The sequence below is a fragment of the Streptococcus sp. SCPM-O-B-15294 (M123) genome, assembly GCF_058200455.1.
In genome coordinates this window covers 152,484-164,903 of the sequence record NZ_JBYQGU010000002.1, presented here as the reverse complement: position 1 = coordinate 164,903, position 12,420 = coordinate 152,484, and the positions used below count along the sequence as shown (strand labels likewise).

The window sequence follows — 12,420 nt, the reverse complement described above, 5'->3', positions numbered from 1 at the left end:
TACATCATTATATCATGTTTCAACAGATTTTTCTGTAACCTTCTGTTGGTTTTTGTGATAAAATATGAATTATGAAGATTAAGACTAGTATGGGGCTTATTGCCGGAAAAATGAGTAGTCACCTCTTGCGTATGCTTGGACGTGGCTCTACACTTCCTGGAAAAATCGCCCTTCAAATTGATAAAGATATTTTACAACACCTGGCCCAGAACTACGAAATTGTAGTCATCACTGGTACGAATGGGAAAACACTAACAACTGCTCTTACTGTTGGCATTCTGCAGGAGGCTTTTGGACCTATCGTGACCAATCCTAGTGGTGCCAATATGATTTCAGGGATTACGACTACTTTCTTGAACGCAAAAGGTTCTTCTGGTCGTCCGATTGCTGTTCTTGAAATTGACGAAGCCAGCCTGTCTCGGATTTGTGACTACATCACACCGACTTTGTTTGTGATCACCAATATCTTCCGCGATCAAATGGACCGCTACGGAGAAATCTACACGACTTATCGGATGATCTTGGATGGGATTAAAAAAGCCCCTCAAGCGACTGTTTTGATGAATGGGGATAGTCCTCTTTTCCATACCCTTCCCCTACCAAATCCCGTTCAATATTTTGGCTTTGAGACTGAAAAAACTGCTCCACAGCTAGCTCATTACAACACAGAAGGTATCGTCTGCCCAGAATGTCATGGCATCTTGACCTACCAGTTGAATACCTATGCGAATCTGGGGGATTACATTTGTGAAAGCTGTGGCTTCCACCGTCCTCCTTTAACAGTCGCTGTCGATGAATTGACTGAGCTGACCAATACTTCTTCTCACTTTAAGATCAACGGAACAAACTACCACATCAATATCGGGGGCCTCTTTAATATTTACAACGCCCTCGCTGCAGTTGCGGTGGCCCATTATTTTGATGTGAGCCCAGACGTCATTAAGCGTGGTTTCGATAAGAGCAAGGCTGTCTTCGGTCGTCAGGAAACCTTTAAGATTGGGGATAAGGAATGTACCCTAGTCCTGATCAAAAATCCGGTTGGAGCTACTCAGGCTATTGAAATGATCAAACTAGCGCCGTATCCCTTCAGCTTGTCTGTGCTTCTCAATGCCAACTATGCAGATGGGATCGATACCAGCTGGATTTGGGATGCGGACTTTGAGCAAATCACCCAGATGGACATCCCAGAGATCAACGCCGGTGGGGTACGCCACTCTGAAATTGCTCGGCGACTTCGGGTCACTGGCTATCCGGCTGACCAGATTACTGAAAATGCAAAATTAGAGGATGTCTTTACCCAGATTAAAGGACAGACTACTTCTCACGCCTATATTTTAGCCACCTATACGGCTATGCTAGAATTCCGTGAATTGCTAGCTCAAGAACACCTGATTGAAAAGGAGATGAATTAATGACTTATACTTCACTACAATCCCCTGATCAGGAAAACTACCAATACGAATTGCGAATTGCCCATCTTTATGGGAATCTGATGAATACATATGGGGATAATGGCAATATCCTCATGCTCAAGTATGTTGCGGAAAAGCTCGGTGCTCGCGTAACTGTGGACATCGTTTCACTCAAAGACCGCTTTGATCCAGACACCTACGATATCGCCTTTTTCGGTGGAGGCCAAGACTACGAACAGACCATTGTATCCGAGGATCTACCAGATAAAAAAGAAGACATCGAACGCTTCATTCATGACGATGGGGTGGTCCTGGCTATCTGTGGCGGCTTTCAGCTTCTAGGCCAGTACTACATTGAGGCTTCTGGTAAACGCATTGAGGGACTTGGTATTATGGGGCATTACACTCTCAACCAAGAAAACAATCGCTATATTGGCGACATCAAGATTCATAATGAAGAGTTCAATGAAACCTACTATGGTTTTGAGAACCACCAAGGTCGGACCTTCTTGGCAGAGGATGAAAAACCGCTAGGTAAGGTCATCTACGGAAATGGGAACAATAAAGAAGATGGTTGCGAAGGGGTTCATTACAAGAACGTCTTTGGGAGCTACTTCCACGGCCCTATCCTCTCTCGCAACGCCAATTTGGCCTATCGCTTGGTGACAACAGCTCTAAAGAAAAAATATGGACAAAACATCGTCTTAGCAACTTACAATGATATCTTAAGCCTTGAAAAAGCAGAAGAATACGCTGATGTGAAAAGCAAGGCTGAATTAGAAGAATAAGGAGACAAAATGAATAAACGAAAACTACAATATGTTGCACTACTGATTGCAGTCTTGCTTATTGCGATTATTTCCTTGGCCAATATGCAAACGGTGACTGTGAACTTTTTGCTGGTCCAATTTAAACTCCCTCTCATCATTTTGATTCTGGTTTGTGTCCTTCTTGGTTCGCTGGTGACTTTCTTAGTCAGCCTTCCAAAAAATTTCTCATTAAAACATGAGTTAAAAACCGCTAAAAAACAACTAGGACAAAAGATGTCCGGTGAAAAAGAAGAAAAAATCAAACAAATCGAAAACTAAAAGCACCAATTGGTGCTTTTTTGATGTAGATAAACTGTTTTTCATAAAACAACCAAGGTGATACTGAAAAAAATATAAGTAGATACTCAATTAGGCTTACTAAAAGTTATACTTAAACTTTCCGCTGTGAGAAAAGTGCCTGAAACACAATTGTTTCAGGCACTCGGGAGTTTTGGAACCTTAGGTCCAAAACTAAGTCATGGAACTTCTTCGAAGTTCGCTGACGTCCGTACTCACCTAAGGAAAGTTTCTAACATAACTTTGTCTTTAATTTGAAATCAATCGATGCTTTTTCATGCTGATTTACCTTCTTTTGATTGCAGTTGCTTGGCGACTACTTGTGCTAGGAGTGAAAAGAGAATGACGCCAACTCCAATCAAGAGAAAGGATTCTACTCGAACACTTGGTAACCAGGTCATCAAGCCTTTAGCGATGGGCATAAAGAGAATGGCTAGGGTAAAAATGGTGCTTAAAACCCTTCCCAGATAGTCTCCTTCTACCTTGGTTTGAACCTGTGTAAAAAAGTGGATATTAAAAATCGTCATAAAGAGTTCACAGACCAAATTTCCAGAAAAGGAAAGAAGATGCGGAAGGGGCAAGCCCATCATGAACACTCCCACTCCTGTTAAAATCAATAAGAAGAGAAGCATCTCCATGCTTGATTTAAATTTATTAGCAATCAAGGCTCCGATGATGGAGCCAATAGCCCCCAACGTTAAGATGGTCGCATAAGCGCCCTTGACCCCGTAGAGTCGATTGGAAAATGGAAGTAAAAACTCAAAAGCTGCAAAAAAGAAATTGACGCTGGAAGCCACCAAGAGAAGGAAGAAAATCTCTTTCTGATGCCAGATATAGTGCAATCCATCCTTGATATCCGAAAAAATATCTTTTCCCGTAAGCCCTTTCTTTTCTTGAACTTTGGCTTCTTCTTTCGGAAGGGATGCCACTAGGACAAAGGCGATGAAAAAGGTCAGTGAATCCAGTAAAAGGGTAGCATGGAGACTGGCAAATTGTAAAACAAGGAAAGAGAACACAGGTGAGCTAACACCGACAACCTGTAAGACCAACTCCAAGCGGGCATTATAGGTCACAATCTCGTCCTTCTCTACGACCTCAGTGATGATGGCTTTGTTGGCCGTACGAGAAAATGCAAAGGCAATGGCCTGAACAATATTGGCAACAATCAGGGCCGCAATCATCCAACGATCGTTCCTGATAAAAGAAATCGCTAAACAAAGGAGACCACACACCAAGTCGGTCGTCATCAAAATCTTGCGACGGGAAAAACGGTCTGAGATCACGCCTCCAAATGGATTAACTAGAATGGAGGTGACAAGTTCAGAAATTTGATAAATCCCCAACACTGTCTTTCCTATAGTCCCCATCGAGGCCAGCCAGACACTGTTCCCATAATCATAGAGCATATTTCCCATTCTATTGATCGCCCCACGAGCAATTAATTGGACTGCATGTCGATTCATAAAAAAACTCCTTCATTTTCTGAAACTATTGTATCAGTTCATGAAAGAGGTTTTTATTTTGTCCCTTATTTGGGAAAAATAATAAATTACAATTTTATAAAAGGATACCTACTGTTCTTTTGATTGAAGCTGCTTAGCTACTAGCTGAGCCAAGAGTGAAAAGAGAATAACTCCAGCTCCAATAAAAAGAAATGATTCTACTCGGACACTTGGCAACCAAGTCATCAAACCTTTGGCGATGGGCATAAAGAGAACAGCCAAAGTATAAATCGTACTCAAGACTCTCCCCAGATAATCATCTTCCACCTTGGTTTGCACTTGAGTAAAAACGTGGATGTCGAAAATGGTCACAAAAAATTCACAGACCAGATTTCCCGAAAAGGAAAGATAAGTCGGAAGAGGCAAGCCCATCATGAACACTCCTACACCTGCCATGATCAGTAAAAACAGGAGAATTTTCATACTTGATGTAATTTTATTGGCAACAAGTGCTCCTAGAATAGATCCAATAGCTCCCAATGTTAAGATGGTCGCATAAGCCCCCTTGCCCCCGTAGAGTCGATTGGAAAATGGAAGTAAAAATTCAAAAGCTGCAAAAAAGAAATTGACGCTAGAAGCCACCAATAAGAGAAAGAAAATGTCTTTCTGATGCCAGATATAGTTTAGTCCATCTTTCATATCCGAAAAAATATCTTTCCCGGTAAACTGTTTCCTCTCTTGAACCTTAGCTTCTTCTTTCGGAAGGAAAGCCACTAGAACAAAGGCAATGAAAAAGGTCAGCGCATCCAGTAAGAGGGTCGCATGAAGACTGGCAAATTGTAGAATTAGGAAAGAAAAAACAGGTGAACTGACACTAACAACCTGTAAGACCAACTCCAGGTGAGCATTATAGGTCACAATCTCATCTTTCTCAACAACCTCTGTGATAATAGCTTTATTGGCAGGTCGAGAAAAACCAAAGGCAATGGCCTGAATAATATTGGCAAAAATCAGGGCCGCAATCATCCAACGATCATTTCTGATAAAAGAAATCGCCATACAAAGGAGACCACAAACCAAGTCGGTCGTCATCAAAATCTTGCGACGAGAAAAACGGTCTGAAATCACCCCTCCAAAAGGATTCACGAGGATCCCTGTCACTAACTCAGAAATTTGATAGATCCCTAATACCGTCTTTCCTATAGTCCCCATCGAGGCCAGCCAGACACTATTCCCATAATCATAGAGCATATTTCCAATTTTGTTAATAGCTCCACGACTAATTAATTGGACCGCATGTCGGTTCATAAAATCTCCTTTATCTCTCCTATTTAGGAACATTCATTTTTTACAAATTTATCAAAGTGTTCTTGATAATAGGCTACCTGCTCTGGCAGTCCTAGCACATCAAAAATATGCATAGCCTCTAGCATTTGCTGACTCCCTTCTTCTGTTTGCTCCTTCTGATAGAGGGCAAATCCCTTGAGGTAGTGAAAGACATTGCGCTCGTAGAGTTTGATGCTCTTGCCGATAATCTTTTCCACATAGGCTTCAAAATAGCTGGCATTTTCGAAAGAACGGTGTTCTAAACAATGCTGGTAACAATTGAGGGCTAGAATCAAGACCAGTTTTCGATGGCGACCAATTTCCTTGTAGAAATCTTCCCGCTCCATCACTTCCCTACCAAGCCGAGTGACATAGTCCACATCATAAAAGCTATAGAGATTGCCAAAGAGGATCAACTCATACATGGTCCATTCTTCCGTTTGAAAGAGGTAATCCGCCACCTTATCCAGATCAGGTTGCTTCATGGTGTAGCTGGCATCTCTCTGGCAAATCAGACCTTGTAGCAGAATCCAGTTCAGCTCAAAATAGAGGGGATTGGTCGAACTTGTAGACTTTTCCAGTTGTTCTCTTTGAAGCCTTTGAAAACCAGCAATATCATTTGCATAGTAAAGCGGAATAATCTGAGCCATCAAGGCGACATGCTCATGGTGTTGAAAATTCCTAGCCTTATCCATAAAATTCTCAATCGTCACATGGATATTGTCTAATATTTCAAAGAAGCGCGACGCAGTCAGATCCGACTCCCCCAATTCAAAACGGGATAATTGAGAGGTCGAGCAGGCTTCTCCTGCAGCTTCTTTCAATGAATAATTTTTACTGATTCGAAATTCACGAAAAACTTTGCCTAAATCTTCCATTTGATTACCACTTAAATTCCTTTAAGTACCTTTCTAACTCTTGCAAGTATCCTTCGTAGAATCCATGTTCTTCTTTAACGGAAACATCTAATTGTCTTAAGTAAGAAATCAGCCAATCAACTAATAGATCATACTGATGAAGAGGTAGGCGTTTCATCTGCTCTTCAACAAAAGAAATGGCCTCTGCAAATCGCTGCTCTTCTAGAACTTGCTGAAGATAGTGAGCCCCATTGATGAGACTTCCTTCCTCATCCTCATACTGCCCCAAATCTAAATTTTGAATCCGTAGGCGCAAAGTTGTACCAATCATGTCGGCTACACCTTTAACCTGCTTCATAAACCAATCATTTTCAGTCGCCATAATGTTCTCCTTATACAAATTAGAAAACTATACTTACTGTGCTAGTTCTTCCCAATCTAGCCTGGCTTCTTCTTGGATGGCGGTCAGCTGGTCCAATTGCTACTGGCTCTCCATGAACTCGCCGGTTTCATTAGTGGCCTGATGCTTCTTTCAACGAATAATTTTTATTGATTCGAAATTCACGAAAAACTTTTCCAAGCTCTTCCATCTATTCCACCTGCTCTGACAGTTCTGCCCACTCTTCCATGACTGCTTCCTGCTGGACGGTTAGTTGGTCAAGGTCGCTCTGGAGTTGTACCAAGTCTTCTGCATCATTGGTGCTATGCATGGTTTCGGTGATGGCTTGGATTTTTTGATCAAGCTCTTCCATCTCTGCTTCCAATTGCTCAATGCGACGGGTGATTTTCCGGAGTTCCTTCTGGTTTTGCTTCTGCAAGTGATAGTCATTGCTGGTGACTTCCTCCGTAGAAGAAACAGGCACAGCTTCTGCTTGTGCTGTTGCAAGAGCCTCTAACTCAGCTTTTTTCTCCAGATAATAATCGTAGTCTCCTAGATAAAGGGTCGAACCTTCTTCCGACAGTTCCAAAACTTGTGTAGCAACCCGATTGATAAAGTAGCGGTCGTGGCTGACAAATAGAAGAGTCCCATCAAAATCAATCAAGGCATTTTCCAGCACTTCCTTGCTATCGATATCCAAGTGGTTGGTTGGCTCATCGAGAATCAAGAAATTGTTATTCTCCATGGACAGCTTGGCCAAGAGCAGACGCGCCCGCTCTCCACCTGACAGCATGCCGACAGTTTTCTTGACATCGTCCCCTGAGAAAAGAAAGGCTCCCAGGCGATTGCGAATTTCTACTTCTGGTGTCAGTTTAAAGTCATTCCAGAGCTCATCCAAGACACTATTGTGAGGGGTTAGTTTACTTTGGGTCTGGTCATAGTAGCCCACCTCGACATTGGCCCCAAAACGGGCTTCCCCCTTGATGAAAGGAATCTGCCCGACGATGGACTTGATAAGAGTAGATTTCCCGATCCCATTTGGTCCGACAATAGCGACCGCATTCATCTTCCGGATATCCAAATTAATTGGCTCTGACAGGATTTGATCGTCATAGCCGACGGCTGCCTCTTCTACTGTCAGGACGACATTGCCCGAGATCTTATCGGAATGGAAGGTCATATGGGCAGACTTAGTCCCAGCTTCCGGCTTGTCTAGGCGCTCCATTTTTTCCAACTGCTTACGACGAGACTGGGCCCGTTTGGTGGTCGACGCCCGGACCAAATTGCGATTAACAAAGTCTTCGAGAGCAGCTATTTCTTTTTGCTGCTTCTCGTAGTTCTTGGCTTCGGTCATCAGTTTTTGCTCTTTTTGCTCCACAAAGCTGGAGTAATTACCGACATAGCGATCTAAAGAATGCTTGGTTAGGTCCAAGGTAATGGTAGCAACTTTATCGAGGAAATAGCGGTCGTGGCTGACAATAAGAAGGGCCCCACTATAGTTGACCAGATAGTTTTCCAACCAGGCAATCGTCTCAATATCCAAGTGGTTGGTCGGCTCGTCCAGTACCAAGAGATTTGGTTTTTCCAAGAGCATCTTGGCCAGAGCGAGACGGGTATTTTGCCCTCCAGACAGCTCTTCAATCTTCATCTGCCACATGGACTCATCGAACTTAAAGCCGTTGAGAATCGCGCGGATGTCAGCTTCATAGGTGAAGCCACCTGCCTGACGGAATTCTTCCGAGAGACGGTCATAGTCCTGCATGAGTTTTTCTAGGTCAGCGCCAGTTGTTTCCCCCATTGCAAGCTCCATCTGCCGCAAGCTTTTCTCCGTCTTTCTGAGATCGTCAAAGACATGGAGCATTTCATCGTAGATGGTATTGGACGACTCAAAGCGGCTATCTTGGGCCAGATAAGAGAGGGAAAGGTCCCGCTTTTTATTAATTTCCCCAGAAGTCGGCTCTTCTTCTCCCACCAAGATTTTTAAGAGCGTCGACTTACCGGCTCCATTCTTTCCAACCAGGGCAATTCGGTCCCGTTCATCTACTTGCAGGCTGATATTATCAAAAAGAACCTCCCCTGCAAAAGAGCGTTCAATTTTATTGGCTTGTAAAATAATCATAGTTTCATTGTACCTTACTTTTGACAAATTGACAATTGAAGAAAAGGCCAAACGCTAGATGCGCTTGACCTGTCCTAACTTTTTAAATCTCTGAGATATTGGAAGCTATTTGACTGTACTGATAGGCTAGGAAAATCCCGATGCCAATCACCAGCAAAAACAAGCCCCATTTGATAACTCCCTTCACTAAGCGAATCACAAGCAGGATTATCATAGAGCCAATCAGCCAAGTAATGGCCGAATGGGAGAAGAAAGCTTGAACAGCTTCCTTATTGTCCCCGAAAAATTGACGGACTCCCTCAGGAGCATAGTTTTCCCAAGCCTGTTGAATGCCTAATTCATTGGAAATTGCTTGACCTTTTTGGGATATCCATAGAAAGATTCCAGAGTTAAACGCGAAGAGTGCCACTTGTTCTGGAAAGGTTCGAATAAGATACAGTATGCGTTTGATCATTCTTACTCCTTGTATAGTTGACGAACAGCCTCAATATCCCTCTCTTGGATGTTATAAAAGGAACCAGCTGCCTGCATGACGGACTCTTCCTCAGTATGGTCCAAACCAATCGCATGGCCTAGTTCATGCTCAGCTGTGTTTACAATTCGCTGATGGGAATAATTGTACTGCTTATTAAGTAGGTAATAGCGATTCAAGCGAACGGTCACCCGTTTGAAACGATTGGTTAAAACATTGGTCTGAGATTCGGCCTCACCCGCTGCAGAAACCGTGCTATCATCCATCTCTGTCAAGAGGATATCGGCCTCTTCTTCACTGGTGACGAGTTGGAAAGTGAAGGCTCCTGTCTGATTCCAAGACTCAAGAGCTTCCTCATAGGCACGGGTAAAGGTCTCATCCATTTCAGGATCTAGATAAACTTTTGCAGTTGCCTGATCCCATCTTGCTCCTGTAGAGGTATGGCCATCTGTTGCTAAGTCCTCTTGAGCAGATGGACTTCCCTGACCCAGTAGAGGACCATCTCGATGAAAGTAAGCATCTACCTGGGTGACAACCGTTTGGGCTGCGCGACTGACCCCATCAATTCCGCTACCGGTTTTGCCACTAAAGAATAAAGCAGCAACCAGCAAAGCAAAACTAAGGGCGAGAGTCCAAAACAAGCCCCAAACAAGGCTCCAAATGGCCCGTATTAGAAAACGAATCATGGCTATAATAGTTCTCACAAGCGCCTCCTTTCCTTTGGGAAGACCTTTGTTTAGGTCTAGAAGACAATAGTATAGCTTCATTTCCTTAAAATAAACTAAAGATTGAAGTCATGAAAAGAAAAAGATCCAGTTGACAGCAAAGCCAACTGAATCCTTTTCATCCTGCTTCTTCTTTTATACGCAACTTAGCGATGCGCTGTTACTTTTCCAGTACGATAATCCAAACTAATCCCACTCTGGACATTTGGAACAAAAACGTTAAACTCTAGACTGTCATCACTCGATTTTGCTTCAATTTGACTACCAACTGGTACCAAATCTTCATCTGAAGCATAGTAGAGTGTCACCCGATAACGGACCCGTTTATTTTTGTCTAGGGCCTTGCGAACAAGGGTTTCATAGTAATTTTGTCCCGTCGAAAAACTATCACGCGCTTGATTGGCCCAAGCTGTTTGAACCGCAATATTTTTAGGATTCGTCATCGAGGCATCAAACCCATCTAAGTTGCCAATCAAGGCATATCCGAGAAGATGTCCCCTATCAACCGCATGGTCATATTCCCCAGCTAAATTGGTTACTTGGTGCCAGCCAGCGGGAGCCCAATCTATGTCCGTCTGTTCTCTCTTTTGGTATTGACGAGTCGCCTTGGTCATCAAAGCGTTGGCAACTGTTGGGATCTCTCGTCCTTTTACAGTCTTTGTCTTGGTATCTGCATAAGGGAGACTAGTAACATCCGCATCCAGATTGGTTTTATTCTGGTTAATGATGAAAGCGCCTGCTTCATTCCATTGAATGTTCTTTCCTAGTTTAGCTCGAACACTATCTGTCAGAACACTCTCCGCTAGTTCCTTACTCGGTGTTGCTTCTTGACTCGAAGTAACAACCGTTTGAACCTGAGAGTGACTTGCGACTGGCTGGGGTTGACTAAAATAATAGCCACCGATGGAGATGGCTGCTGCCACCACCAAGCCAAGTAGAGTTTGTCCCGATTTTTTCATTTTAAGTGGTTTCTTTTGATTACTTGCCACACTGGTTTCCTCTGTTTCTACTGAATGGGAAAGAGCCTGGGATCACGATCTCAAGCTCCTCTTTTTGATAAATAGTTACTTACCTGAAAATTTCTGAAGGATTTCCTTCCAGGTATCTGGCGAGAGAATGGACCAAGGATCCTTTCCATTGCCAATGACACCATATCCAATGACCAAGCCAAGAGCGAAGACAATCGCTAAGATAGTAAGAACCAATAGGACGATTCCCAATTGTTTTCCGATTGCTTTTAATTTAGTTTTCATCATCATCTTCCTTCACACGACGTACATCTGCTCCAAGAGCTACCAATTTCTCATGGAATTTAAAATATCCACGGTCGAGGTGGGTTAACTTGCTCACTTTGGTTTCTCCCTCAGCCACAAGCCCCATTAAAATCAAGGTTGCACTAGCACGCAAGTCTGTCGACATTACTTCAGCCCCTTGTAAGCTAGCTCCACCTTGGATGCGGGCCGTATCTCTCATAATATCTGAATGTAAGCCCATCCGACGCATCTCTTCCAAATGTTGGAAACGATTTTCAAATACCGTTTCAATCATAGTCGATTCACCAGAAGCCATGGCCATCAAAGCAGTAAATTGAGCCTGCATATCTGTAGGGAAGCCTGGATAAGGTAAAGTTTTTACCGTCACTGGTTTCAATTTAGAAACATCTGAGCGAATGCGAATGCCATTCTCTTCTTCCGTTACCTCAACGCCCATTTCTTGCATCTTAGAAAGAAGAGGGCGGTTGTGTTCCCAAATCGCATCCTCGACTAAAACGTCTCCACCTGTCATGGCTGCACCAACCATGAAGGTTCCTGCCTCAATGCGGTCTTGAACGACATTGTGAACCGCTCCATGCAAACGATCCACCCCAACAATTGTCAAGGTTTCTGTCCCAGCTCCACGCACCTTAGCGCCCATCTTATTCAAAAGAGAGGCCAAATCCACAATCTCAGGTTCGCGGGCTGCATTTTCGATAACCGTAGTTCCATCTGCCAAAGTTGCTGCCATCATGATATTTTGGGTGGCACCTACAGATGGGAAATCCATATAGATATGCGCTCCATGAAGACGATCTGCTTTTGCTTCAATATAGCCCGCAGTTTGAGTGATCTTCGCCCCCATAGCTTCCAATCCCTTCAAGTGCAAATCGATTGGACGACTACCAATGGTACATCCACCCGGCATGGAAACTTTGGCATGACCATTCCGAGCCAAGACAGGACCTAATACGACGATCGAAGCCCGCATCTTGCTGACATATTTGTAAGGCGCTTCTTCTGTTAAAGGCTGAGTTGCATCAACGACTACTGTATTGGTCTCTTCATCAAACGTCACTTGAGTGTTCAAGCCACGAACGACATTATTCATGGTAAAGACATCAGATAAAACAGGAACATTGGTCAAAGTCGTTGTTCCTTCACTGGCCAAAACAGTTGTTGCTAAAAGGGGAAGGACAGCATTCTTTGCTCCTTCAATCTTCACAGTTCCAACTAGGCGATTTTGACCACCGTTTACAATAATTTTATCCATACTCGTTATTACTCCATTTCATTCAGTCACGACTACTATCATACCATAAATTCATC

General features: G+C 43.3%; 13 protein-coding genes. 3 read left to right on the top strand and 10 right to left on the bottom strand.

Annotated features, from left to right (window positions below):
* The first annotated feature begins 71 nt into the window (after nt 1-71).
* Genes murT through AC3E8G_RS02390 form a run of 3 tightly spaced genes read left to right on the top strand, consistent with a single transcriptional unit; the run spans nt 72 to nt 2,500 of the window.
* Nucleotides 72-1,412: a lipid II isoglutaminyl synthase subunit MurT gene (gene murT, locus AC3E8G_RS02400; protein ID WP_154858482.1), complete on the top strand. Its 1,341-nt coding sequence runs from the start codon at nt 72-74 to the stop codon at nt 1,410-1,412.
* Entirely contained in the window at nt 1,412-2,200 is a 789-nt protein-coding gene (gene gatD / locus AC3E8G_RS02395) for a lipid II isoglutaminyl synthase subunit GatD (protein ID WP_154858484.1), read from the top strand. Before murT ends, gatD begins: the two co-directional genes overlap by 1 nt.
* A gap of 9 nt (nt 2,201-2,209) precedes the next feature.
* Complete coding sequence (locus AC3E8G_RS02390; protein ID WP_154858486.1) at nt 2,210-2,500, top strand: LapA family protein; 291 nt, start codon at nt 2,210-2,212, stop codon at nt 2,498-2,500.
* 293 nt (nt 2,501-2,793) lie between these two features.
* Here the strand turns inward: AC3E8G_RS02390 and AC3E8G_RS02385 are convergent, their stop codons facing one another.
* The 10 genes from AC3E8G_RS02385 to murA all read right to left on the bottom strand — a co-directional run bounded on the left by AC3E8G_RS02385 (nt 2,794) and on the right by murA (nt 12,364).
* Nucleotides 2,794-3,981 (bottom strand): MFS transporter, encoded by a 1,188-nt coding sequence (locus tag AC3E8G_RS02385; RefSeq protein ID WP_154858488.1) that lies wholly within the window; start codon nt 3,979-3,981, stop codon nt 2,794-2,796.
* Between the two features lie 108 nt (nt 3,982-4,089).
* Nucleotides 4,090-5,268: an MFS transporter gene (locus AC3E8G_RS02380; protein ID WP_154858490.1), complete on the bottom strand. Its 1,179-nt coding sequence runs from the start codon at nt 5,266-5,268 to the stop codon at nt 4,090-4,092.
* Nucleotides 5,269-5,291: 23 nt separating this feature from the next.
* On the bottom strand, nt 5,292-6,164 hold the full coding sequence (locus tag AC3E8G_RS02375) for an XRE/MutR family transcriptional regulator (RefSeq protein ID WP_154858492.1): 873 nt from the start codon (nt 6,162-6,164) through the stop codon (nt 5,292-5,294).
* 4 nt (nt 6,165-6,168) lie between these two features.
* Nucleotides 6,169-6,525, bottom strand: coding sequence for a hypothetical protein (locus AC3E8G_RS02370; protein ID WP_154858494.1), 357 nt, complete (start codon nt 6,523-6,525; stop codon nt 6,169-6,171).
* 208 nt (nt 6,526-6,733) lie between these two features.
* A complete protein-coding gene (locus tag AC3E8G_RS02365) occupies nt 6,734-8,641 on the bottom strand; it encodes an ABC-F family ATP-binding cassette domain-containing protein (protein WP_154858496.1) in 1,908 nt (635 codons plus the stop codon).
* A gap of 82 nt (nt 8,642-8,723) precedes the next feature.
* Nucleotides 8,724-9,095 (bottom strand): hypothetical protein, encoded by a 372-nt coding sequence (locus AC3E8G_RS02360; protein WP_154858497.1) that lies wholly within the window; start codon nt 9,093-9,095, stop codon nt 8,724-8,726.
* 2 nt (nt 9,096-9,097) lie between these two features.
* Nucleotides 9,098-9,817, bottom strand: a complete 720-nt coding sequence (locus AC3E8G_RS02355) for a matrixin family metalloprotease (protein ID WP_154858499.1) — start codon at nt 9,815-9,817, stop codon at nt 9,098-9,100.
* A 167-nt stretch (nt 9,818-9,984) separates the two neighbouring features.
* Nucleotides 9,985-10,797: a DNA/RNA non-specific endonuclease gene (locus tag AC3E8G_RS02350; protein ID WP_490676976.1), complete on the bottom strand. Its 813-nt coding sequence runs from the start codon at nt 10,795-10,797 to the stop codon at nt 9,985-9,987.
* A gap of 105 nt (nt 10,798-10,902) precedes the next feature.
* Nucleotides 10,903-11,091, bottom strand: a complete 189-nt coding sequence (locus tag AC3E8G_RS02345; RefSeq protein WP_006596916.1) for a DNA-directed RNA polymerase subunit beta — start codon at nt 11,089-11,091, stop codon at nt 10,903-10,905.
* Nucleotides 11,081-12,364 carry a UDP-N-acetylglucosamine 1-carboxyvinyltransferase gene (gene murA, locus AC3E8G_RS02340; RefSeq protein WP_154858504.1) on the bottom strand — a complete coding sequence of 428 codons (1,284 nt, stop codon included), beginning with the start codon at nt 12,362-12,364 and terminating at the stop codon, nt 11,081-11,083. The genes AC3E8G_RS02345 and murA overlap by 11 nt, the downstream gene beginning before the upstream one ends.
* Nucleotides 12,365-12,420 lie beyond the last annotated feature (56 nt).

Bases quoted from the DNA above. Each gene is read 5' to 3' on its own strand.
- murT (WP_154858482.1), top strand. From the start codon at position 72: ATGAAGATTAAGACTAGTATGGGGCTTATTGCCGGAAAAATGAGTAGT.
- gatD (WP_154858484.1), top strand. From the start codon at position 1,412: ATGACTTATACTTCACTACAATCCCCTGATCAGGAAAACTACCAATAC.
- AC3E8G_RS02390 (WP_154858486.1), top strand. From the start codon at position 2,210: ATGAATAAACGAAAACTACAATATGTTGCACTACTGATTGCAGTCTTG.
- AC3E8G_RS02385 (WP_154858488.1), bottom strand. From the start codon at position 3,981: ATGAATCGACATGCAGTCCAATTAATTGCTCGTGGGGCGATCAATAGA.
- AC3E8G_RS02380 (WP_154858490.1), bottom strand. From the start codon at position 5,268: ATGAACCGACATGCGGTCCAATTAATTAGTCGTGGAGCTATTAACAAA.
- AC3E8G_RS02375 (WP_154858492.1), bottom strand. From the start codon at position 6,164: ATGGAAGATTTAGGCAAAGTTTTTCGTGAATTTCGAATCAGTAAAAAT.
- AC3E8G_RS02370 (WP_154858494.1), bottom strand. From the start codon at position 6,525: ATGGCGACTGAAAATGATTGGTTTATGAAGCAGGTTAAAGGTGTAGCC.
- AC3E8G_RS02365 (WP_154858496.1), bottom strand. From the start codon at position 8,641: ATGATTATTTTACAAGCCAATAAAATTGAACGCTCTTTTGCAGGGGAG.
- AC3E8G_RS02360 (WP_154858497.1), bottom strand. From the start codon at position 9,095: ATGATCAAACGCATACTGTATCTTATTCGAACCTTTCCAGAACAAGTG.
- AC3E8G_RS02350 (WP_490676976.1), bottom strand. From the start codon at position 10,797: ATGAAAAAATCGGGACAAACTCTACTTGGCTTGGTGGTGGCAGCAGCC.
- AC3E8G_RS02345 (WP_006596916.1), bottom strand. From the start codon at position 11,091: ATGAAAACTAAATTAAAAGCAATCGGAAAACAATTGGGAATCGTCCTA.
- murA (WP_154858504.1), bottom strand. From the start codon at position 12,364: ATGGATAAAATTATTGTAAACGGTGGTCAAAATCGCCTAGTTGGAACT.